Here is a 23,392-nt window from a genome sequence, read left to right as displayed (position 1 = left end):
TGTCCTTTGTCATTCGTCTTTTGTCCTTATATTGATGGCTGATGACCAATGACTAATGACCGATGATCAACGCCCCATGACTCCCTTCTCCCCAACTCTCTCTGCCCTCGCTGTCCTATGACATACCAGATCTCGGCAACCAAATTGCAAGCGTATAACCGCTGTCCCTATGCCTACTACTTGCGGTATGAGCGTAGGGTAGTGGCCAGCGAGTTTTTTGGCTCTCCGACTTTAGGAACGGCACTCCACCAAACCCTGGCCCAGTTTCACTGGGATTGGCACTACCAGGCTCCTCTACCGGATCTGCAATGGATTCACTATTGCTGGCGGCAGCATTCATCCGGGTTAAGTAACAATCAAATCCTGGAAGGTATGGAAATTCTGGAGAAGTATTACCGTACCTTTATTGCCAATCAGGTCGCCATGAATCCGCCGTTGGCTGTGGAAGGCAAAATTCAGGGGTATCTGCAGGCGGAGAATCTGGAATTTATGATTGTGGGCCGTTACGATCGGATCGACTTTTTGCCAGATGGCCTGGAACTGATTGATTACAAATCGAGCCGAGAGCGGAAGTTGCCTGATTCGTCAGAAATTGATGTGCAGATTGGGCTGTACTACCTGGCACTGGAGCAAACCTATCGTCAGAGTCTGAAGTACCTCAGTTTGCTGTTTCTGCGGAGTGGGGAGAAGATTCGCTTCAAAGCCACCCGTGACCATCAAGAGCGGGTGCAGACGATGATCAGTAATCTGGCGGTGCGGTTACGACACAATCGTGGCTGGGAACCCACTCCTGGTAAACAGTGCGATCGTTGCACCTTCGCCCGTTACTGTCCCGCTGTTACCGCCAATCCAGTGCCAGTCCCTGAAACCCAGACGAAGCCACAATTACAGCTGGCATTGAATCTGGCTTAGAGGGTGTTTTACAAGGTATCTGGCGCTGCTTGACTGACAAAATTAGGAAGCTGGAAAGCGAGACAAGACGGTAACCTCACGCTGCAACGAATGGTTCAATTGACGCTTCGATGTAAGCGCTGGTTCTGGGTCAGGCACACCCAAGAGTCTCCAGTAAAGGTGAATCTTCCTCTGAGAAGAGGAATGAATTGATGTGCCCGTTCCCGTCTGATTCATCCCACTATTCAGCAACGCCTAGATTGTTCACTATTTCTCGTTTTGGTTAAGGTTAATATGTTTGGCTTGTAGGAAACGCTTCAATGAGCGGACGAACACCCCGATGGCAAGATAGATAAACCTCTGCGAAACCGGCTGAGTTTATCTGCTGGTTTACTGATGGTGAGCGTCGTTACGGTCAAGCATCAAGGTGGGCAAGTGCTGAGCGCCGACGGCAAAACCTCTAGCCTGGATAATTCACAAAGTAGCAGAAGAGGGATGAGAAAAGAGCTTGAAACCCAATAGAATCAAGCCCTCTAGAATTTTTAGCATCTTTATTGTGCCGTCATGACAGAGTGTAATTCAGGTAATTCAGGACTGCCCTACGATTTTTATCCCCATCGGTTCCTTGTGGTTTGCTTCTCCAATCTGGAATTGAGTTCAGAGGCGGAGATTCTGTTAGAGCGACGAGCAGAGCAATAACAGCAAGTGTACTAGGGTATTGCCGAGTTCATCCAGGAGTGGCGGCCTGCGATCGCCCGATTTTAATTACTGATATCTTGACGACCAGTGGGTTTCACTATTTCACTCATTAAAAGACCAGTGCCGTGCCACTGCTATTGAACAAAGACATAGGTGTTTTATTTGTTAGCCAATTGCATTTCTGCGTAGGCGGCGTAAACTCCCTGAACGTTATACCAGTTGAGGAAGATGCGGGCCAGTTCAAGGGCAAGTTGGGGTTTGCCCCGATCGATCAGCCATTGCAGCAATGGGGCCAGAGTGCGCTCGTTCAGCCGTCCTCCCAGGGAAAGCACCCCCCATAAAATTCGGTGCAGCCAAGTCATTTGAATCATCAGCCGGACATCCCAGGTGGGGTGTTTCTGGTAGAACAAAACACCCATGCGGCCCCGCTGAATTTCTTTGTCGATTAGCTTGGGAATCTGGTCAAGGGCGAAGGGTGGATGCCAGTGATACCCTACGGCAGCCGGACACTTAATCAGCTTGAGTCCCAATTGCTTCAGCCGCACTCCCAGTTCCAGATCTTCCCAGCCGTATAACTGAAAGCGAGTATCGAACAGGCCCGCCTGAATTAACCAGTGACGGGCGATCGCAACATTTCCGGTAGCAAAATAGGCCCGCGAGTAATCCGTCACTTTAAAGGGTTCTGAAGTGGGGTCATCGAAGTTGCAGGTATTAATCACCCAACCGTAGGTAAAGAGGCGATCGCTCCCTAAATCTTGTTCACCCTGGCGCAGGGCTTCAGCATGAGCCTGGAGAAACTTTTCTGTAACAACCAGATCACTGTCAATGAAAATGATTGTGTCTCCCTTTGCCTGCTCCACTCCCAGATTACGGGCGGTGGCTGGCCCCTGGTGATCTTGCTGTAACAAGCGGACGTGAGGGAAGGTGTGGGCCTGATCGGTCAGCCACTCCACCGTGCGATCGGTAGAGCCATCATCTACCACCACAACCTCATATGCTGTGATTAACTGCGAGTCAAACTGCTGATGCTCTAGAGCATTCAGGCATTTCTCCAAAATTGGTTTGCGGTTGTACGTGGGAATCACCACACTAAAAAACACGGCCCCTCCTCTTAGGATTTCGGATTTAATCACTCGCAATTCTGGCGTAGGATATGTTAACGCAGCATACCGCTTCCCCTGCTGGTATTGATGCACTACGGCTGTCGCCTAACACATCCTACAAAATTCGGTGTGATGACAATCTCCTCATCCCCAGCCCCTAATCCCCATTCCTTACAATGAATCCCGATAAACTGAAATTTCATCCACCTGAGCTTCTAACGGAATGCCACTTTCGGGAGGTGGGCAAACGCGGATGCGGGCACTGGGGGAAAAGACTTCTAAAACGCTACCAATGGCTACGATGTTGTTCAATACCCGCCAGTTGGTTGTGATGTCTGGGCAATGAATGATTAAGGTCAACGCTTTTGCTGTAATCGTGATTGACCACTGACAGTTCAGTAATAACGCCTGGGTAACTCCGTCACATGCTTCATAGAAATGCTTATTAACTGCCTCCTCCAGTTGCTGATGCAAGGCGCGATCGCTCTGTAGCGCTTCAGTAGGAGGAAGGTCATCTGGAGGCAGGGAGGGCTTAAACATATCATAGATGCCCGTAAAGAGCATTTACACTCAATACCCCCAGTGTAACTCCCTGAACCAAAGGGCAAGGGTGTCTTAAGCTTTGATCCTGGATTCTGTAACAGTTTCTATCAAAGTTTCAAAACAATGGCGATTGCAGGTTCAGCTGTCAGTAAAGTCAAACTCAGTAACAATAGAAGGGCAAGGATCCACAGCATGATAATCCAGACAATCGGTTGTGGGGAGCGATGGATCACGTCAAAACACCTCCTTTCCGAGGCTCAGAAGTCATCTGCTCTGAAGAATAAACTGGAGATGGAACAGGCTGATCTTGAACGACCAACACAGAGCAGGGCACATGGTGCAGCACATAGTTACTGGTACTCCCCAACAGCAATTCGTTTAGGCGGGAATGTTGCCGTCGTCCCATCACTATCAGGTCTGCACCCACCGTTTGCGCCAACTCACAAAGTGTCGAACCGGGACTGCCAATTCCCTGCAAAATCTCAGTTGACACTCCGACCGTGGCGGCTTCCTCAGCCAGCAATCGTAACCGCTTCAGTCCCCGTTCTGCATAGGACTGCCACAGTTCTTGATAAATCTCCATCACACTGCTGCTGATTCCCCCTGGATAAGCTGCATTTGGCCCTATCAACACGGGCATATTGGGGCTTTCTTCCTCCTCCAGAGACAAAATATTCACCAGTATCAGACTTGCTCCCACCGATCGCGCTAGAGACAAGGCCTCGGCAAACACCTGTTTACCCATTGGGGAGCGATCGACGGCTACCAGAATCTTGTGAAACATATTCAACCTCCCTGGTAAAACATGGTGCAGGGTACGGGGCACCTGATTTCTATTCTCAGCTTACGCAAGAAGTATGAGGAACTTGTGAAGGTATTCCTGGCTACAATTGCAACTTTTGATTGCAATCACAGGGATTAATGCGCCAGGAAGCAGAGAAGTTGGGAAAATAGAACTAAGAGGATGTTTTAAAAGTCTCTTTGTCACCCTGGCGACTGAAGTTGCGGCTATCCGGGGAAAACCTGCCAACGCAGTTTACTGACAACCTTGATTGTATTGAGTCTGCGGTCGACAGAGGGGATGAGTGTAGTCGCGGTTTTAACCGCCGGATACTTTTCAAACACTCTCTAAGAAAGCAGGAGGGACGGTTATGGCTAACTTATCCTATTCACCTGATATGGATCCAAGACGGAGCACAAATCCAGATCAAGCTGAACTTGATGTGATCGCTCCCTCTGATGATGAACGCTTGCAGGAGACGAAAACCGATTTGATGGATGACTCTCCTGAACTGCAAGCCATCCGCTCTCCGGCTGAACCAGGAGGTGTGCATCAGAGCAAAGGAGTTGGTCGACTCTTATCCTGGCTGCAGGACTTGTCTTCTATGGAAAAAGCTCCGACAGGAGGTGACATGGACGTGGATCAATATCTAGCGAAAGTAGTGGGTGAAGAAGCGGTAGGGGGAAGCGCACCCACTCCCGATCAAAATGTTGTTGAAGATTTAGCCATTTCTGCGGGAGTCCAAACGCCCGATCGTGTGCCGTTACATACCAGTGAAATGCTGGAGGAACGAGATTCTCACCGCTGGGAGTTAGATCCTGAATCTTCTGAAGATTATGAAGAACACCAGCGCTAGCACTTAGGAGGAATAATCCCAGTTACTTGGATATATCAGGCGTTAGCCGTAATGCATCGTAGGGATTCTATTTGCGTGTACAGCCCTTAGGAGGAATGATCCCAGTCACTTAAGCGCTCCTGCTCCCTCACTGAAGGGATGGGTAAGGATGCTGGAGTAAATGATTGCATGGTTTGGCCCGATTTTGCCTGAGCTTGAAATGGGGTCGATTTGCTTCTTTTGGTTTTAGTAGCGGTAGTGGTCATGGTGCCGTTCTCCTCAATGTAGCCTCTACGTATAGCACGTTTTTTCTGATGTCCAGTCCTTTTTAATTTGGACTCTCGTACAAAATTCCTCTACCATAGGATAGATATTAAAACGGCCTGGAGTCTTGCTTTAGAAATACCTGCTGTTCTGAAGAATGACTTCAAACTCGAGCTCTGGCAATCCGGAGATTGATTTACCCCTGCAAAAATCCGTAATGCAGGCTATCCATACAGCACGATCGCAACAGATAAATTTTTGGCCATGTTTCCATCCGTGTATGGATGTGTCACAGTTGGGCAGATAGCGCAAATCAGTTGGCCTACCTATGAATCTTTCACTCCTTTGGCCACTTCTTTTGCTGGCCAGCCAAGCGCCACCCAATGGCCTGATCAAACCTCTGGGACACCATGAACTCCTGCTGATTCTGTTGGAACTGGCCCTGTTATTGCTGGTGGCCCGTGGGCTGGGGGAATGGATGCGACGTGTCGATCTGCCGCCCGTTGTCGGGGAACTGTTAGCTGGAGTTTTGTTGGGACCATCCCTGTCGGGGTGGTTATTTCCGGCCCTGGAAACTGCCATTTTTCCCAGAAGTCAGGCTCAGGCTGATTTGCTGGCTGTAGTGTCGTGGTTGGGAGTGCTGTTTCTGCTGGTGGTGACTGGATTAGAAACAGACTTGAATCTAATTTTGCGGAAGGGCAAAACCGCTCTGTTAATTTCCCTGGGCGGAATTGTGGTGCCCTTTACAACCGGATTTGCTCTGGGCTGGCTGTTACCTGACAACTTTCTGGCTAATCCTGCGGAACGGATGGTGTTTAGCTTATTCATTGCCACAGCCATGAGCATTTCGGCTGTGCCTGTGATTGCCAAAGTGCTGATGGATTTGAAGCTGATTCGTCGGGATATTGGCCAAATTACTCTGGCCGCAGGAATGACGGATGACACGATCGGCTGGATTCTGTTGTCAGTAGTTGCAGGTCTGGCCAGCAGTGGCAGTTTTGACTTGATTACGGTGTTCCGAACGGTACTGGGAGCCGTGCTCTTTCTGGCGATCGCCTTTACCATTGGCCGTACCGTTGTGGATCAAATTCTGCGCTGGGTCGATGACACGATCGGAGGAGCCACTGCAGCTCTATCTGTTGTCATTATTCTGGCGTTTGCAGCGGCGTCCTTAACTCATGTCCTGGGCATTGAAGCGGCTCTGGGTGCCTTTGTAGTGGGAATTTTAGTGGGCCAATCCAGACGCTTTAATCGAGATGCGGGACATACGCTAGAGGTCATTACTGCAGGCTTTTTGGTTCCCATTTTCTTTGCCACAGCAGGGTTAAAAGTCAACCTGATGCAACTTCTGGAACCCCAGATGCTGCTGATAGGCTTAGTAGTTCTAGCCGTCGCCTGTGTGGGCAAGTTTGCTGGCGCTTATGCTGGGTCGCGATTGGGAGGATTATCCCACTGGGAAAGTCTGGCAATGGGAGCCGGAATGAATGCCAGAGGCGCAATGGAAATTATTGTTGCAACGATCGGTCTGTCTTTGGGTGTGCTGAATCAGCAAATGTACTCGATTATCGTGATGGTGGCGATCGTCACCTCGTTGATGGCTCCCCCGTTGTTACGCTGGACCTTATCGAAGGTGGCAATCGGTGAAGAAGAAGCTCATCGGTTAAGGCAGGAAGAGCAGGCCAGCCGCAGTTTCATTCGCAATGTGCATCGGGTTCTCATTCCTACCAGTGGTGGCCCCAATGTGCAGTTGGCCGCTCAATTGGTCAGTCATCTGGCATACCAGCATCCGATCGAAATTACCACCCTGTACGTCGCTAGCCATAAAGTGCCTGATCGCAAGGTAGGGCAGATTGCTGCACCCAAAGAGGCTCTAGCACTCAAAGATACGGCAGCAGAGGAGGCACTGCGAGCTGTTGCGACAGTTTTGCAATTACCGGAGAATACGCTTGTGCAAAGCAAGATCGTGGGTGGACAAAATCGGGCTGACCTGATCTTGAAAGAAGCAGCGCGTGGGTATGACTTGATTGTGTTAGGTGCCAGTGAAGGCCAGCGATCGCCCAGCACGCTATTTAACTTACTGGTAGATCGAGTCGTGCAGGAAGCTCCCTGTGCCACATTGGTCGTCAAATCCCATCTGCCGATCGCCAGTGGAGAAAGTTGCGCTATTGCCCCTCAAACCATTCGCCATATCCTGGTGCCCACGATTGGGTCTGAAACCAGTACCAATGCCGTAGAGGTAGCCAGTGCGATCGCCGCTCAAACCCAGGCTAGACTTACCCTGATCCACATAGTTAGTTCTCCACAGGAAGAATATGTGCTTTATGATGAGCAGATTCTGGATCCGTTTATGGAGATTGCCCAGCAAATTGTGGACTATCAGATTGGAGTAGCCGCTAATCTGGGGGCTAATGCAGAGTTTCGGATTCTTGATGGCAGGATTCCAGAACGCGAAATCTTAAACTTTGCAGATAGGGAACAAGTAGATTTGATTGTGTTAGGAACCAACTTGAGATTAATTACAGGAAGAGTCTTTTTTGGCCACAGAGTCGATGCCATTTTAAGTCAGGCTAATTGTCCAGTTGCAGTACTCAGTTTTGTTAAATGACTGTTCTGGCACAGTCATTGACCGCAGAGATGAGTAAACCACCCAACGCTGACCTTGGCGGGTACATATTTTACAGCTTGCAACTTGGATACTTTGCTCCCCTACGGGAGAGCGCGAGACTCCTACTGCTTTAGCTGAAATTTGATAGTAATGCGTATTCGTTATGAGTGTGAATAATTTTGAATGACGCATCTAGTTGTAGCTAAATTCAAGTACACTTAAGTAAAAAATAGTAAAGATTGTAACTAAGCCAAGTCCAGCTAGAAAATGGTTGTTTTCCGATCGGAGAAACTACGCTTCTGGACTGGGACAAGGTTTAACTGAAAGGAACGTTGTGAGTATAGCGAACGTTCGTTCCTCGCAGAATATTTAACTTTGCAGTGTTCGCTTCAGGTTCTAAACGAGTACCTACAAGTTTATGTTTAGCGGGTAAGAAATAGTGTGGTGTAGATTCTAGAAAAGAAACTAGCAGAAATAGTTCATGGATTTTCAAATTTAAGGTGTAGGGTATTCCTATGAACGCTCAAGAACTCTTGCAGCGCTATGCTGCAGGGGAAAGGGACTTTAACACAACAGATTTAAGTGGAGTTCAGCTACGCGAAGTCAATCTCAGAGGATCTAGTCTGAAAAATGCAATTTTATTTAAGGCCGATCTGAGTGGAGCAAATTTGGTTGATGTTAATTTGAATGGGGTGATTTTCAGACAAGCAAATTTAACAGAAGTTTGTCTTGCTGGAGCCAAATTAGCAGGGGCAGATCTGTCTGAAGCCAAACTGATCAATGCAGATTTAAGTGGAGCAAACTTGTGGAGAGTAACGCTAAAAAAGCTGTTCTCCAGAGTGCCAATCTGGATCGAGCAAACCTGCATCAGGCGGATTTAACAGAAGCGACCTTAACACAAGCAACGTTATCTGGAGTAGATCTAACCCACGCAAATTTAAGTGGTGCAAATTTGATGGGAGCAAATTTGAGGGGGGTGAATGGGACAGAAGCAAAGTTTGTGCGATCGCAACTACGGGGTGCTGATTTAGAGCGGGCAAATTTCAACAAAGCAATTTTTGTAGAAGCTGATTTGGGTAGGGTCAACCTGAGTGCTGCCAATTTAAGCGGCGCAAATCTGAGTTATGCCAGTTTAGATGGCGCAACTTTAATGGGGGCAAACCTGACGCAAGCCAACCTCATCAACACCAGGTTGGTGCTCGCATCAATGAGAGGTATCAGACTAGATAAAGCAGAACTAACTAACTCAAACCTGACCGAAGCAGACTTGAGCTGGGCAAGCTTGCAGGGAACTAATTTGAGTGCGGCAACGCTACGCAAAGCTGTATTGACAGATGTTGACTTGAGTACAGCAATTTTGCGAGGAGCTGATCTGAGTCATGCCTGGGCTGATCTGGTCTCTGTGAGCGACGCAAATTTAGCCTGGGTAACTTTACCGTCCGGACTGCAACAAGCGAAACAGGAGTTTGTTTAGATGTCTCGACTCATCAATTTCACAGTTAAGACGAGTCTAACAGATGTTGAGTGCGTGTAAGGAGTTGGACAAACCCGATTTCATCAAAAAATTTCTGGATGTTTGATGCCTAACAGATGTTGAGTGCGTGTAAGGAGTTGGGCAAATGGTTTGCAATCATGAGAGCCAGCGTGCCCCTTACTTTGTACCTAGAAAAGAGAAGAAAAGAAAAGCGACCTAAAAACAAAAAACGAACCGTAGTACACATTGAGGAAGAGAACTATGACCAGTAGCCAAATGAAATGCCCATTCCCCCTAAGCGGAAAGCTAATGGAAATCTGGCGAGCATTGCGCTCTGTCCTAAAGAGCAGTAGTGCTGGAAAAATGGAAAGCACCTCATCACAGCCTACGACCGCTTATGCAGTCAACAACACCAGTGTTTGTCCCTTCATCAGTAGTCGGCAAACTTTCGCAGCAGGTGGTGGCACGTCGAACCGAGACTGGTGGCCAAATCAGTTGAACCTACATATTCTCCACCAGCACTCATCCAAATCCAATCCTCTGGGTGAGACATTTAACTATGCTGAGGCGTTCAAGAGCCTTGACTATGCGGCGCTGAAGGCCGATCTCTTCAATCTGATGACTAACTCTCAGGACTGGTGGCCCGCCGACTATGGCCACTATGGCCCGCTCTTCATCCGCATGGCGTGGCATAGCGCTGGCACATACCGTATCGGCGATGGGCGCGGCGGTGGTGGCACTGGCAACCAGCGGTTTGCGCCGATCAATAGCTGGCCCGACAACGCTAACCTCGACAAGGCTCGTAGGCTCCTCTGGCCAATCAAGCAGAAATACGGCCAGAAAATTTCGTGGGCGGATCTGATGATCCTGGCGGGCAACTGTGCCCTGGAGTCAATGGGCTTCAAAACGCTAGGGTTTGCAGGCGGACGCCCAGACATCTGGGAGCCTGAAGAGGACATTTACTGGGGATCTGAGAGAGAATGGTTGGGCGACAAGCGCTACACAGGCGATCGCGATTTGGAAAATCCCCTGGCTGCTGTGCAAATGGGGCTGATCTATGTCAATCCAGAAGGGCCAAACCGGGTTCCTGACCCAGTCGCAGCCGGACGGGATATTCGCGAAACCTTTGGACGGATGGCAATGAATGATGAGGAGACAGTGGCACTCACGGTCGGTGGACATACCTTCGGCAAGTGCCACGGCGCTGGTGATGCGTCACTGGTGGGGCCTGAGCCTGAGGCCGCCAGCATTGAGGAGCAAGGTATGGGCTGGAAGAGCCGCTTCGGAACTGGCAAGGGCGCTGATACCATCACCAGCGGTATCGAAGGAGCCTGGACTACGAACCCGATCCACTGGGACAATAACTACCTGGAAAACCTGTTCGGCTATGAGTGGGAACTGGTGAAAAGCCCTGCTGGAGCGCATCAGTGGGCACCCAAAAACGGCGCGGGTGCAGGGACGGTGCCCGATGCCCACGATCCTACCAAGCGACATGCACCCATCATGACCACAGCAGACATGGCCATGAAGATGGATCCCATCTATGAGCCAATTGCGCGGTGCTTCCTGGAGCATCCGGAGGAGCTTGAAGTGGCGTTTGCTAAGGCTTGGTTTAAACTGACCCATCGCGACATGGGACCGCGATCGCGCTATCTTGGCCCAGAGGTTCCCCAGGAAGAGTTCCTGTGGCAAGATCCCATTCCCACCGTCAATCATGAATTGATCAATGAGCAGGACATTGCTGCCCTCAAAGGCAAGATCCTCGCATCAGGACTGTCGATCTCCCAACTGGTCTCAACAGCCTGGGCATCGGCATCCACGTTCCGCGGGTCTGACATGCGTGGTGGGGCGAACGGGGCCCGTATTCGGCTCGCCCCTCAAAAGGATTGGGAGGTCAACCAACCCGCCCAACTGGCCACGGTGCTGCAAACCCTGGAAGCTATCCAACAGGAATTCAACAACTCCCAGTCTGGTGGGAAGCGGGTTTCCCTGGCTGACATGATCGTGCTGGGCGGTTGTGCTGCGGTTGAGCAAGCAGCGAAGAACGCTGGGTATGATGTCATGGTTCCCTTCAAGCCCGGACGTATGGATGCGTCACAGGAGCAAACGGATGTGGAATCTTTTGCTGTCCTCGAACCGAGGGCAGACGGGTTCCGCAACTACCTCAAAGAGGGACAGACCCTATCGGCAGAAGCGCTACTGGTAGATCGGGCACAACTGCTCACGTTAACTGCACCTGAAATGACCGTGCTTGTTGGTGGCTTGCGGGTGCTAGGAGCGAACTTTGGCGGTGCCAAACATGGGGTCTTTACCCAACGACCAGAGACATTGACCAATGACTTCTTCGTAAATTTGCTTGACCTAGGCACTACGTGGAAGGCGACCTCTGACGCTCAAAATGTGTTTGAGGGGCGCGATCGCAAAACAGGCGAACTCAAGTGGACAGGAACCCGTGTTGACCTCATCTTTGGTTCGAACTCGCAACTCCGAGCGATCGTAGAAGTTTATGGATGTGCGGACTCGCAACCCAAATTTGTGCATGACTTTATAGCAGCATGGGACAAGGTGATGAATCTCGATCGCTTTGATCTTGCCTAGGCTCAACGCAAAGATCTGCAAGGGGTTCCTCAGCGGAACTTTAATCAATGACCAATTGAGCAGAGATCGAGGCTACACAACCCCTGTCAGGGCAGTGTTTCAGTTTATTGGAAACGCCGCCTTAGCTTTAGTAAATGGCGCTTTATGGCGGTTCACTTTTGATGTCTTTAACGAATCGTTCATGGGATAAGAGGTAAGAATCTTGAACCCTTGCCAATAACCTCATAAAGTCCAGATTCACAGGTTCTAGAGTGTCAAAAACCTGTAGAGCTTGATCAGTGGTCGTTTTACCAGTTTCAAGAATTGATTTGCTGCTGTACTTAGCCCCCCGCTTCCTTGTACCCTATCTCCTGTACCCCTAAATATCAGCCGATTTTGACAATTGATGTTTTATTAAAACCGTTTGAGCAGTTTGGAGTCCGGTTGGGTCTGGAGGCCATCCAGCTTTTGCTGCAAAATTTAGGCAATCCCCAGGATCAGGTGCCGATTATCCATGTGACAGGTAGTAACGGTAAAGGTTCCGTCTGCGCCTACCTGTCTTCGGTACTAACTGCAGCAGGCTATCGGGTGGGACGCTATACCTCTCCCCATCTAGTCGATTGGACGGAACGAATTTGTTTGAATAACCAGCCGATTTCCACAGCAGCCCTGGAGGAGGTATTGCAACAGGTGATTGCCGTCGCCCAATCGCAAGAACCTGTCCCGACTCAGTTTGAAGTACTGACAGCCGCCGCTTGGTTATACTTTGCTCAGAGCCAGGTAGACATTGCAATCATGGAAGTGGGCTTGGGAGGGCGATTAGATGCGACGAATGTGTGCGACTATCCGCTGGTTAGTATCATCACCTCAATTAGTTGGGAACACTGGCAACGACTTGGCCCCACCCTGGCGGATATTGCCAGAGAAAAAGCCGGAATTCTCAAACCGGACTGTCATGCGGTGATTGGGCCACTTCCTCCAGAGGCCGCTTCAGTAGTCTACCGTCGGGCTGCCGAGTTGAACTGTGTCACAGTATATCCCCCTCCAGCGATCGATTTGGGTGATGGCTGGGCAGAGTATCGGGGCATTGAGGAATACGAAGTTGAAGAACCGGAAGCTACCGATCCGGACGATCGCAGTTACGTTCACCTATTGCGCTCGATTCGTTATCGATTGCCGTTGCAGGGGAAAATCCAGTTACAAAACTCTGCCCTGGCGATCGCGGCGCTGCAAATTTTGCGAGAGCAGGGCTGGCAAATTTCCGATGAGGCTATTATTGAGGGCATCGCGAAAACCCACTGGCCCGGACGGTTGCAGTGGTTTGAATGGCAGGGCGATCGAATTCTCATCGACGGTGCCCACAATCCAGCCAGTGCAGAGGTCTTGCGACAATTTGTGGATAGCTATGCTAAAGGAACTTACAACCGCTATCCTATTCACTGGGTGATAGGCATGCTGTCTACCAAGGATCATGCCGACATTTTTCAGGCTCTACTACGTCCGGGTCACAGCCTGTATTTGGTGCCCGTCCCTGATCACAGTTCTGCCGATCCAGAACAACTCGCGACTTTAGCCCGTCACCTATGCCCAGAGTTAGCTACCTGCCAGACCTATCCAGATGTGCTGGCGGGTCTAAAAGCCGCTTTGCAACAGAAAAAAGAGCGGGAATTAGTCGTCCTTTGTGGATCGCTGTATTTGGTGGGCCACTTTTTGAAATTGACCGGAGAAGGCATTAATCTTGAGTAGAGCAAAGAGTAATCTTTCACCTCTCTACTTTTTCCACCTTGACTGCTGGCCCCCGATAATAGCTGGCAATTAGGGCAAAGGTTAGCCACCAGAGAGTATTGACCTCCGGACGGTACAGGACAGTGTCAAACATGCCGTGACTGAATAAACCTGCCATTACCCCGATCGCTCCTATGAGCCAATAGCCTTTCCGATCGCCGAGTTGCCGCAATGCCTGTAAAGCTCGCCAGGCTTGAGTCAGGGTCGTCAGCAGCAGCCAGATAAAGCAGGTCAACCCAATTAAACCTGTTTCTACGGCCACTTCCAGGAGAATGGAATAGGCACTCAGCGCTGAGAATCGAGGGCGCTGATAGAGGGGATAAATTTTGTTAAAGGCAGTATTCCCCGGCCCAATCCCCAGCAGGGGACGGTCTTTAATCATCTCGATTACTGCCATCCAGACATTGATTCGGAAGTTGTTACTGCTGTCGCCTCGTCCGGCAAAGATACTGCTGACGCGATCGCGCAACGGTTCTACCACCACGACGGCCAGAATAATCACCGCTGCTGCCGTACCGAACACGATCGGCAAAGCCCAGGAACGCCAGAAACGGGGCAAATGAATACTCCACCAGTGAGCTAGCAACAGTAACAGCACCATGAGGCCAGCCACCATGCCAATCCACCCCCCCCGGCTGAAGGTCAGGATTAGACAGGAGGCATTCACCACCACCATGACCACCGCCAGCACTTTGCACATCCAGCGTTTCCATGCAAAGCAAGCCACCACACTGAAAATCACCGCAGGCACCAGATAAGCCGCTAGCAGGTTGGGATTGCCCAGATAACTGTACACCCGTGTTGTTTTTGACAGGGGAGACTCCGGATCCACCCAGGTGGCCAGCGCTGATGCGCCCGAAAACCACTGCTGCAGCCCATATACACTTACCGCGAGAGCCGCCAACAGGTAACTGGTAATTGTCCAGGCGCGAATCCGAGCATGCCGAAACACCCGCGCCATCAAGGCAAAAAACAGTAAATAGAGCGTCAATTTCTGCCAGCCAACAAACGCCTCCTTTTTCACGGGAGACATCGCAGTAGCTACCGTCGCGATCGCCCAATAAAGTAGAACTAGCAGATGAATAGGTGTAGAGAGAGGCGCGAGGCGTGAGTCCCGCGGTGCGAGATCTGTTTCAACGGCTTCCTCCCCAACCCGAGCTCTAATCCCTGCTCCCTGTTCCCCATCTCCCGATTCCCAATCCTGAACCCCTAACTCCTGCTCCCCCTCATCCGACACCGTTAACAGCACCCAGTAAATTCCACAGGCGGCTAACAGTACTGCAATCAGTTCGTTTTTGACGAAGGGAGAAATGGCAAACACCAGCATCACCAGCACCCCGCCAATCCAGTCGGCCCATTGCATCAAACGGCTGCCCTTGCGCCACTGCCGTAACGGCCCCACCAGATAATGCAGGTAACTGGCACTCAACCATTGCCGGATAGGAAAGGTGGAGAGCATCACTTGTTGCCAGACCAGATTCATAAGACGATCGCGCTGAAAAAGGTTCCTGGCTATTTTAGTGGAAAAGGAATGCCGTCAGTGATTCCTTACAGTGAATCGGCCCCAGCCTGGGATCACTCAAGGTTCCAGTAAAGCCATCAAGATACGCAGTAAATCTTTCACTTATGCTGGAATTCGGTACAGGTTCAAGTCTTGAGTTACCTGACGGGACTGGCGATCGTAGGTGCCAACCTGCCAGATAGCTTGATCGACTGACAAATCTTTTGCGTTGTCGCCCGAACCACCCTCACCCTAGCCCTCTCCTAAGTTGAGAGAGGGAACTGGAAACTGAAAATCTTAATTTTATTAAGTCTGTGTCGGCAGACTGGGTGAGTGTAGTCGCGGTTTTAACCGCCGGATACTTTTCAAACACCCTCTTAACCCCTCTTTCCCGTTGCAACTTGCTACAGTAAAAATATAGTGACTTGATGTAAAGAATTCTCTATGGCGCAACGATTAAAGCGGTGGGAATCGCCCCGCCGAGAAGGGCGAAATGATAAAGGGCGTGGTGGTTCCGCCCGACAACGCCAGAAGCGCAAACAGTTTCAGGCTCTCCGGCAAAAGCTCAAAGACCAGTCTACAGATTCCAATAGCAACCAGCACAAACATCAAGGGGGAAGCGAAATGCTTCCCCTAATTTTTGGGCGACCTGACAACCTCTTGCGATCGAACGTTGATGGCATCAGCCAATTGAATAACAGGGTCAGAGAAACTAAGGTTTTGGATTTGGACAAGATTTATTGATTAGTTTATTTGTTCTAGTTTGTCCGGCGTTTCCAGCCTGGTTTAGCCAAATTTTTAAAGGCAAAAACCCTGACAACGCCAGGGTTAAGCAAGAAGTAACTATGTTTTCAGAAGTAATTATGTTTTCTGGTGATCGCGAGAAGCTACAGCCCAACACTTCTGGGATCTACTGTAAAGTCGTTTAACAGCAAGGAGGAGTTGTAGATTTGCAAAATAATTAGCAAAAACACCAAAAACAACACCATAAACGTTGCCATCAGTGGGGTCGTGCCCCAACCAGGAACCACCTTACCGTATTCAGAATTTAAGGGCCTTAGGATATCACCCAACCAAGTCCGCTGTGCCATGAGTCACCTTACGCTAATCTCGACAGAACTTATTAATACTTCGTCATATTATAGGATTAAGGTACTCATAATTTAGCTTACTTATGGAACCCGCAATAGCTCTTAACATTTCAATCTGCGCTGTCCTGGTGGGATTGACTGGATACGCCATCTATACAGCGTTTGGCCCCCCTGGGAAAAATTTGGACGATCCCTTTGAAGACCACGAAGATTAACAGGGTCAATTTCGGCTCGAATGCTGTCCAGTTCTCCTTTAACCAGGCTGGTTTGGTAAGCATAAAATTCTGGTTCCACTCCTGGACGGGCTTCAGTGTCCGTCAGATGTTGCAAGACCCGGTTCAGTGCCACCTGACGGGCGATCGCGGCCATGTACTGCTCACGAGTTGCCTGATCGCCAAGTAAATTCAGTTGAGACAGCAAAGGCTTAATCGATAAGCCTTGCACCAGTAGGGTAAATAGGACAGATCCAAAGACGATCGCGATCACTTTTGGCTGTTCTGGCAAGAGGACAGGGACACTCAAAGCCAGGGCAATCGACACCGAGCCGCGCAATCCTCCCCACCACAGAATAGTTTGTTCTGCCGCTGATAGATCGGTCTTGGCTACCCAATTGCTGAGCCACCCCAGGCCATAAATGAAGATGGCTCTCGACACAATCATGGTAACGACGGTGATCGCGATCGCGCCCAGATTGTCATCTAGGACCTCAAACCGCACCTGATCGCCAATCAGCAGAAAGACGATCGAATTGACCAGGAAAGCCAGAAACTCCCAGAATTCCGAGACAATCACTCGTGTGCGAGGGTTCATGCCAATCCGAGAACCAAAGTTTCCCAGAATCAAGCCAGTTGTAACGGTGGCCATCACGCCGGATCCCCCCAACTCCTCAACCAGAAGATAGGCTCCATAGGCCGACACCAGGGTCAGGGATTGTTCAACGAGGGGTAAATCAAACCGCTGAGTCAGGTAGGAAATGGCAAAGCCAATCAACAGGCCAACCCCAATCCCAATCCCGACAACGCTCAGCAGTTGCACCAGAATTGGTTGGACGGTTAGCGGGTTTTTTCCGATCGCAAAACTCACCAAAAAACCAAAGGCAACAACCGCCATGCCATCGTTAAACAGACTTTCCCCTTCCATAAAGGTAGAAAGCCGTTTATCCACTTTCAACTCCCGGAATAGAGCCACCACAGAAACCGGATCGGTAGCTGAGAGACAGGCTCCGACTAACAGTGCTGTCGCCAGGGAGAGGCCAGCTAATTGATGTAGCCCGATCGCAATTCCGGCAACGGAAACCACAACGCCCAATACGGCAAACAGCGTAACGGGTAACAGTTGACGTTTGAGTTGAGACCACTGCAGATTCCAGGCAGCTTCAAACAAGAGAGGCGGCAGAAAGATCATCAGAATCAGGGAGGGGGGAAAGCTCTACAAAGCGCACATCAATGAAAGCCAATCCCAATCCGACAATGACCAGCATTAACGTATAAGGAACCTGGCGAAACCACCCGAAGACTCTGGGAAGGGTGGCTACTGCCAGGGAGATACACAGTACTAGCAGGAACCGGGTGAGATTGTGAGCGATCGCGGCTTCATACATAGCAAATGCCTGAAGTAAATTGCAATCAGTTTATCCTCGATTGATCAAAACCGTTCTTACAGAATCTGGTTCACGCTGACACTGGCTTTTCTGGAACGGTATCCTATTTGATTGAGAGGATCGTGTTTTCTTTATAAGGTTGCGATTGAACGATGGCAGGACATAGTAAATGGGCAAACATCAAGCGCCAAAAAGCACGGGTGGATGCCGTCAAAGGCAAAGTATTTACCAAGATTTCCCGGGAGATTATCGTCGCTGCCCGGAATGGGGTACCCGATCCAGCAGGCAATTTTCAGCTTCGAACCGCGATCGAGAAAGCCAAAGCTGCAGGCATTCCCAACGAGAATATTGAACGAGCGATTGCCAAAGGGGCAGGCAAGTTAGGAGCGGATAATGCCGCCCTGGAAGCCATCCGGTATGAAGGGTATGGCCCCGGAGGAGTGGCAATTTTAATTGAAGCCCTGACGGATAACCGTAACCGCACCGCAGCCGATTTACGGGCCGCCTTCAGCAAAAATGGCGGCAACCTGGGTGAAACAGGTTGTGTAGGCTGGATGTTCGATCAGAAGGGAGTAGTGGAAGTCTCCCTGACAACTCCTAAAACTGGACGGGGACGGCGATCGGAAGCGGTTACTGAAATCAATGAAGAGGAACTGCTGGAAGCCCTTTTAGAAGGGGGTGCAGATACCTATGAACTGACCGAAACTGAAGCAGGCCCAGTCGCAGAAGCCTTAACCGATCCAACCCTGCTGGAAACTCTCAGTCAGACAATGAAAGATAAAGGGTACACCGTAACGCAGGTAGAGCTACGCTGGATTCCCAACAATACCGTTGAAGTCATCGACCCTGACCAGGCTCGCAGCCTACTGAAAATGATGGATGCCCTGGAAGATTTGGATGATGTGCAAAGTGTCACCGCAAATTTTGAAATGGCAGATGAGTTGATGGCGATGAGTACCGTTTAAAAAGAAATTAGGGAGCCGAATAAAACCCCCATCGGCCCCCAAGAAGTGTCTGTACTCTATACACTTCTTACCCTAGAGTCGTTTTTGCTCAATGTATTCCTCCAACTGGGTTGACCCAGTTGGGGGATGTTTTATCACCCGTTTTAGGGATCAGTGAAGGGGAACATACCAGATCGCATGACTCCGTTTTCTCAGGTTCCGTCTAATCCCGCACAGGCTATTCAGTCTGTCTCTTATGCAGAGGTAGCAGCGGCAGCAAATCGGTTAGCAGGACAGGCTCATTGCACTCCCGTATTGACTTCTACCACGGCCGATCGCCGGGTGGGTAGCCAGGTGTTCTTTAAGTGTGAAAACTTTCAGCGCACCGGATCCTTCAAATTTCGGGGAGCCTTCAATGCCCTCTCGCAACTCTCTCCCAAACAGCGGCAGCAAGGGATACTGGCCTACTCCTCCGGGAACCATGCTCAGGCGATCGCCCTTGCCAGCCAACTCCTCCACATTCCGGCAACCATCCTGATGCCAGAAGATGCTCCTGCAGTGAAACAGGCCGCCACGCGAGGATACGGAGTCGAGGTGATTCTGTATAACCAGGCAACCACAAGCCGGGAACAACTAGCCCAAACCTTAGCGGCTGAACGAGGATTAACGCTGATTCCCCCTTATGATCATCCTCAAATCATTGCAGGTCAGGGAACGGCGGCTAAAGAGTTAATTGCAGAGGTGGGAGAACTGGATCTGTTACTGGTTCCCTGCGGAGGAGGTGGCTTGCTGTCCGGCTGTGCGATCGCGGCTCACGCCCTGTCTCCCCGCTGCCAGGTGATCGGTGTAGAACCGCGACGGGCCGATGATGCAACGCGATCGTTCCACAGTAAAACCCTGCAAACCATTGACAATCCTGATACGGTAGCAGATGGTGCCCGGACTAGCTGTTTGGGTCACTATACCTTTCCGATGGTTCTGCACTATGTCTCGGACATGGTAACAGTGTCGGAAATTGCCATTCTCCGCAGTATGTTGTTCTTGTGGGAACGGCTGAAGATCGTCGTTGAGCCCACGGGAGCCTTAGCAGCGGCGGCTGTGCTGGAAGGCATCATTTCCGTTCCCAATGCCCGAATTGGTGTGATCATCAGCGGTGGCAATGTGGATTTGAAACAAGCAGGCAAACTTCTGGCAAAAGCCAGCGCTCAGGAAAAGCCCGAACGATTCTTTCCTTGGTCGCAGGAATTAAGTTGAGAGTTAAAAGTTGAGAGTTGTCCCTGGTAAGTAAAGCATGACCAAAGACAGGTGGCCTTTCCTTTTACTGGGATGCCTTATTAAGTGCTGAATCCGTAGGAATGCAGATCAAATGATCCCCCTGGGTGTGAATCATACCGCGCTGCCGCAGTTTCCCCATTAAGCGGGTAACGGTAACACGGGTGGAGCCGATCGCACTGCCGATCTGGGCATGGGTGAGGGGAAACGGCAAACAGTAACCATTGTCCGAGGGTTCGCCAAATTCTTCAATCAAGAGGGTGAGGAATCCTAACAGGCGATCGATGGTGCGGCGCTGACCCAAAGTACTTAGCCAGAGTAACTTTCGTTGGTGCTGATAGCGAAAGGCATCCAATACTTCTCGCCGAAAGTGAGGCCAGTTATCCAGATCATGCCAGTACATCCACAACACAGATGTTTGATCAACATGGGCATAACTTTGCACAGTAAATGGTGATTGCGCCACTATTTCAAATGGCTGCCCCGCTCCCACAAATCCCAAAAAGGCTTCTTCCGGGGTAATTTGTGCTAAACGGGAAGAACTACTGCTAGTTGCATTCACCTGAGCACTGCCAACGAGTCGCACGGCCCCACGTTGAACCAGATAAAGTAACCCAGATCGAACCGGAATTTTTTCATCTTTGGCGAAAGTCCGCACACGATAATGTTCTTGCGACCAGTCAATGATTCGCTGCCAGGTGAGGAAGGGACGAGATGCCTCTGAAGTATTAGAAGATACGGAGTACATAGGTGGCAAGCTGGAGAGTGGATAAGGAGAGCGCGGGGAAACTCAAGTACTTAAATTAGGGCCACGGTCTAGACTCTAAGTTAGGTGAAACAATTAAAAGTTACCACCTTGCTAGCTTTACATCGCTTATATGGTCTTCACATTCACATTATAGGCGTTCCGTAAAAACCCAGAAAATTAAGATTCAAAATGTTTAACTGTAACACTCTGCATCTTTCTCCTCAACAGTTGCTAAGGACTTTACTCCAACGAACTATTAATACCACAAAAAATTTTACGGATAAGAATTTTCTGGCTCAGGATCAGAAGTTTTCTCCTCAAGATCAAGGTTTTGTAGCACAGGATGAGCTGTTTCCAATCAAGCGAACCCGCAGTGTTTATCCTATTCGCTATATTTCCCCGATCGCCCATCGTCTAGCGGCTAATTCCACTCGGCCTGCCTTTGAGATTGCTGCAGGGTTAGTTACTCAACTTCTGTACCAATGCCAATTACTTAAACCTTCTTCTGACTTGTCTCCTTCCATAGACATCGGGCAGGGACTGACAATTCAGGCAACTTCCCAGGGATATATACAGTTTGATTTATCTGACGAAGCGATCGCGAATTATTTCAACTATTTGCTGCATTTTTTACCAAACAATCCTGAACCCTCTGACTCCTCATCAAAGCTGCCATGCCCCACTGCGGCCTTATATCACCGGATCTTCCTGCTCCAGCATACCCATGCCCGGTGTTGTTCCTTGCTCCGACTTGCCCATGAACACCATTTCATTCAGTTAAGCTCCGCAACTCTGGAAAACCAGAGCAGTTACTGGCAAATCGTGGATCCAACAGTGCTTCCCTGGCTCACTGCCGCGCTACAATTTCAGACTAACCATGCCACTGAATTGCACTTGATTGGCCAGATAGTCACCGTTTTGGATGCACTCACTGACTGGGGAGGTGATTCTCTCAGTTCCTCTACCCTGCCTGCATCTGGCGCAAAAGGTGCAATGACGCTACTAACTGTTGCTGAAGGATTAAGTCAGGCTTTTCACGAGAGCCATCGATACTGGCAATTGATGGGCAATCTCCGTACTCAAGGTCGCGATCGCCTGCAAGCTCATCTGGGGCTGATTCTCATCACTCAGTGGTTGTTGTATCAATTGCTTCACGATCAACTTGCTATTGAAGTTCCCTTCCAGCTGTAATTCCGACTTTTCTTAAAGTTTTACAAACATATTTCAAGGAGCTAAACCAAGTCCAGCTAGAGAACGATCGTTTTCCGATCAGAGAAACTATGGTTCTGGACTTGGACGAGGTTTATATCTTGCGCTAGATGACTTGAACCCTGCGTTTCATAAAAGCTTTAGGAACCCGAGTACGGATATCCCTACATGACAAAACAATACATTTTCTTTGAATATTTTGATGAAATTTGACGTTTTCGTGTAAAGAGTCGCCTGGGAAAATCGAGGCCATAGAGTTTGCTCTCAACTTAGGGACTCGTTCCCAGGTTTAAATAGGAGGTTTACCATGCGAATTGCTCAGATTGCCCCTTTATGGGAGCGAGTACCTCCCACAACCTACGGAGGCACTGAACTGGTCGTTGGCTTATTGACCGAAGAATTAGTCCGTAGAGGACATGAAGTTACGCTGTTTGCATCGGGAGATTCGATTACCAAAGCTACTCTTAAATCTGTTCACCCAAAGGCATTACGGCTCGATAAAAGCGTTAAAGAAGCGTCTATTTATGAAATGTTACAACTCACGCACGTCTATGAGCGAGCCAAGGATTTTGACATTATCCATTCTCACATGGGATGTGCCGCACTGCCCTATGCCCGATTAGTGAAAACTCCGACAGTTCATACGCTGCATGGTATCTTCACTCCGGATAACGAAAAGCTGTTTACTTATGCTCGTCAACAGCCGTTTATTAGCATTTCCCATGACCAGCGAGAACCACGCTTAGGGTTGAATTACGCAGCCACAGTTTACAACGGCATCGACATCTCTGCCTACCGTTTCTATCCCAAACCCAGCGATCCGCCTTACCTGGCATTTTTAGGTCGTCTTTCTCCAGAAAAAGGCACCCACCTGGCGATCGAAATCGCTAAGCGATCGGGCTGGACATTAAAAATCGCAGGCAAGATTGATGTGGTGGATGTGGAATACTACGAAACTGAAATCAAACCCCATATCGACGGCGAACAAATTCAATATCTGGGAGAAGCCAACCACGTCCAGAAAAATATCCTTCTGGGGAATGCTGTAGCCACGTTGTTTCCCATCACCTGGCGAGAACCCTTTGGTTTGGTAATGATCGAATCAATGGTATCCGGTACCCCAGTGATTGCCATGAAGTTGGGTTCTACGCCGGAAGTGATCGCCCATGAACAAACCGGGTTCCTTTGCCACAGTATAGAGGAGTGCCTGCAAGCTTTACAGCGAATCCCTGAGATTGATCGGGCTAAATGCCGTCAGCACGTCGAGGAAAACTTCAGTGTGCAACGCATGACGGATGGCTACGAGGCTGTTTACCAGCAGGTTCTGGCAGAGCGCTTTGCCCAAAACGGTCATTCTTTAATTCACCAACCTCGGTAAATCATACCTTACCATCTTCTCTAAGTTCTTGTAGGGGCGCCTGGCCGATCGTCCCTACTACTGGTGCTTCCTGGAATTTGGAGAAATTCTCC

22 protein-coding genes and 1 pseudogene are annotated in these 23,392 nt (G+C 49.8%); 14 read left to right on the top strand and 9 right to left on the bottom strand.

Features of this window, described 5'->3' with window-relative positions:
* Positions 1-117: 117 nt before the first annotated feature.
* Positions 118-912, top strand: a complete 795-nt coding sequence (locus tag ACUVQO_RS02205) for a RecB family exonuclease (protein WP_445924257.1) — start codon at positions 118-120, stop codon at positions 910-912.
* Between the two features lie 543 nt (positions 913-1,455).
* Entirely contained in the window at positions 1,456-1,590 is a 135-nt protein-coding gene (locus ACUVQO_RS02200; RefSeq protein WP_445924256.1) for a hypothetical protein, read from the top strand.
* 158 nt (positions 1,591-1,748) lie between these two features.
* Here the strand turns inward: ACUVQO_RS02200 and ACUVQO_RS02195 are convergent, their stop codons facing one another.
* From ACUVQO_RS02195 to ACUVQO_RS02185, 3 genes are all read right to left on the bottom strand, one after another.
* On the bottom strand, positions 1,749-2,690 hold the full coding sequence (locus tag ACUVQO_RS02195) for a glycosyltransferase family 2 protein (RefSeq protein ID WP_445924255.1): 942 nt from the start codon (positions 2,688-2,690) through the stop codon (positions 1,749-1,751).
* Positions 2,691-2,864: 174 nt separating this feature from the next.
* Complete coding sequence (locus ACUVQO_RS02190; RefSeq protein ID WP_445924254.1) at positions 2,865-3,233, bottom strand: hypothetical protein; 369 nt, start codon at positions 3,231-3,233, stop codon at positions 2,865-2,867.
* 232 nt (positions 3,234-3,465) lie between these two features.
* Positions 3,466-4,020: a universal stress protein gene (locus ACUVQO_RS02185; RefSeq protein WP_445924253.1), complete on the bottom strand. Its 555-nt coding sequence runs from the start codon at positions 4,018-4,020 to the stop codon at positions 3,466-3,468.
* Between the two features lie 367 nt (positions 4,021-4,387).
* Between ACUVQO_RS02185 and ACUVQO_RS02180 the strand changes: the two genes are divergently transcribed.
* Entirely contained in the window at positions 4,388-4,873 is a 486-nt protein-coding gene (locus ACUVQO_RS02180; protein WP_445924252.1) for a DUF6335 family protein, read from the top strand.
* 86 nt (positions 4,874-4,959) lie between these two features.
* On the opposite strand, the gene ACUVQO_RS02175 is transcribed toward ACUVQO_RS02180, so the two are convergent.
* Complete coding sequence (locus tag ACUVQO_RS02175) at positions 4,960-5,118, bottom strand: hypothetical protein (protein WP_445924251.1); 159 nt, start codon at positions 5,116-5,118, stop codon at positions 4,960-4,962.
* A 326-nt stretch (positions 5,119-5,444) separates the two neighbouring features.
* On the opposite strand from ACUVQO_RS02175, the gene ACUVQO_RS02170 reads away from it, so the two are divergent.
* From ACUVQO_RS02170 to ACUVQO_RS02150, 5 genes are all read left to right on the top strand, one after another.
* Positions 5,445-7,721 (top strand): cation:proton antiporter domain-containing protein, encoded by a 2,277-nt coding sequence (locus ACUVQO_RS02170; protein ID WP_445924250.1) that lies wholly within the window; start codon positions 5,445-5,447, stop codon positions 7,719-7,721.
* Positions 7,722-8,236: 515 nt separating this feature from the next.
* Positions 8,237-8,602 carry a pentapeptide repeat-containing protein gene (locus ACUVQO_RS02165; protein WP_445924249.1) on the top strand — a complete coding sequence of 122 codons (366 nt, stop codon included), beginning with the start codon at positions 8,237-8,239 and terminating at the stop codon, positions 8,600-8,602.
* Positions 8,527-9,195 (top strand): pentapeptide repeat-containing protein, encoded by a 669-nt coding sequence (locus ACUVQO_RS02160; RefSeq protein WP_445924248.1) that lies wholly within the window; start codon positions 8,527-8,529, stop codon positions 9,193-9,195. Before ACUVQO_RS02165 ends, ACUVQO_RS02160 begins: the two co-directional genes overlap by 76 nt.
* 261 nt (positions 9,196-9,456) lie before the next feature.
* Positions 9,457-11,793: a catalase/peroxidase HPI gene (katG, locus tag ACUVQO_RS02155; protein WP_445924247.1), complete on the top strand. Its 2,337-nt coding sequence runs from the start codon at positions 9,457-9,459 to the stop codon at positions 11,791-11,793.
* A 375-nt stretch (positions 11,794-12,168) separates the two neighbouring features.
* Entirely contained in the window at positions 12,169-13,518 is a 1,350-nt protein-coding gene (locus tag ACUVQO_RS02150; protein WP_445924246.1) for a bifunctional folylpolyglutamate synthase/dihydrofolate synthase, read from the top strand.
* Between the two features lie 16 nt (positions 13,519-13,534).
* Here ACUVQO_RS02150 and ACUVQO_RS02145 read toward each other — a convergent pair whose 3' ends face one another.
* Positions 13,535-15,040 (bottom strand): IctB family putative bicarbonate transporter, encoded by a 1,506-nt coding sequence (locus ACUVQO_RS02145; RefSeq protein ID WP_445924245.1) that lies wholly within the window; start codon positions 15,038-15,040, stop codon positions 13,535-13,537.
* 462 nt (positions 15,041-15,502) lie between these two features.
* On the opposite strand from ACUVQO_RS02145, the gene ACUVQO_RS02140 reads away from it, so the two are divergent.
* A complete protein-coding gene (locus tag ACUVQO_RS02140; protein ID WP_445924244.1) occupies positions 15,503-15,802 on the top strand; it encodes a hypothetical protein in 300 nt (99 codons plus the stop codon).
* A gap of 143 nt (positions 15,803-15,945) precedes the next feature.
* Here the strand turns inward: ACUVQO_RS02140 and psbH are convergent, their stop codons facing one another.
* Positions 15,946-16,149, bottom strand: coding sequence for a photosystem II reaction center phosphoprotein PsbH (gene psbH, locus ACUVQO_RS02135; protein ID WP_445924243.1), 204 nt, complete (start codon positions 16,147-16,149; stop codon positions 15,946-15,948).
* An 83-nt stretch (positions 16,150-16,232) separates the two neighbouring features.
* Between psbH and psbN the strand changes: the two genes are divergently transcribed.
* Positions 16,233-16,364 carry a photosystem II reaction center protein PsbN gene (gene psbN, locus ACUVQO_RS02130; protein ID WP_233748567.1) on the top strand — a complete coding sequence of 44 codons (132 nt, stop codon included), beginning with the start codon at positions 16,233-16,235 and terminating at the stop codon, positions 16,362-16,364.
* Positions 16,365-16,620: 256 nt separating this feature from the next.
* Here the strand turns inward: psbN and ACUVQO_RS02125 are convergent.
* Both ACUVQO_RS02125 and ACUVQO_RS02120 read right to left on the bottom strand, forming a co-directional pair.
* A pseudogene (locus ACUVQO_RS02125) lies at positions 16,621-17,553 on the bottom strand (cation:proton antiporter); the annotation flags it as partial.
* Complete coding sequence (locus tag ACUVQO_RS02120; RefSeq protein ID WP_445924242.1) at positions 17,525-17,749, bottom strand: hypothetical protein; 225 nt, start codon at positions 17,747-17,749, stop codon at positions 17,525-17,527. The gene ACUVQO_RS02120 and the pseudogene ACUVQO_RS02125, both read right to left, overlap by 29 nt.
* A 152-nt stretch (positions 17,750-17,901) precedes the next feature.
* On the opposite strand from ACUVQO_RS02120, the gene ACUVQO_RS02115 reads away from it, so the two are divergent.
* Complete coding sequence (locus ACUVQO_RS02115) at positions 17,902-18,714, top strand: YebC/PmpR family DNA-binding transcriptional regulator (RefSeq protein WP_445924241.1); 813 nt, start codon at positions 17,902-17,904, stop codon at positions 18,712-18,714.
* A gap of 177 nt (positions 18,715-18,891) precedes the next feature.
* A complete protein-coding gene (locus ACUVQO_RS02110) occupies positions 18,892-19,947 on the top strand; it encodes a threo-3-hydroxy-L-aspartate ammonia-lyase (RefSeq protein ID WP_445924240.1) in 1,056 nt (351 codons plus the stop codon).
* A 64-nt stretch (positions 19,948-20,011) separates the two neighbouring features.
* Here the strand turns inward: ACUVQO_RS02110 and ACUVQO_RS02105 are convergent, their stop codons facing one another.
* Positions 20,012-20,713, bottom strand: a complete 702-nt coding sequence (locus ACUVQO_RS02105; RefSeq protein ID WP_445924239.1) for a Crp/Fnr family transcriptional regulator — start codon at positions 20,711-20,713, stop codon at positions 20,012-20,014.
* A 189-nt stretch (positions 20,714-20,902) separates the two neighbouring features.
* Between ACUVQO_RS02105 and ACUVQO_RS02100 the strand changes: the two genes are divergently transcribed.
* Entirely contained in the window at positions 20,903-21,904 is a 1,002-nt protein-coding gene (locus tag ACUVQO_RS02100; protein ID WP_445924238.1) for a hypothetical protein, read from the top strand.
* Between the two features lie 325 nt (positions 21,905-22,229).
* On the top strand, positions 22,230-23,300 hold the full coding sequence (locus ACUVQO_RS02095) for a glycosyltransferase family 4 protein (RefSeq protein ID WP_445924237.1): 1,071 nt from the start codon (positions 22,230-22,232) through the stop codon (positions 23,298-23,300).
* Positions 23,301-23,392: the final 92 nt, after the last annotated feature.

This window comes from Leptodesmis sp., from assembly GCF_052746595.1.
Note: the sequence above shows the minus strand (reverse complement) of the source record. Positions and strands in the feature narration are given on the sequence as shown.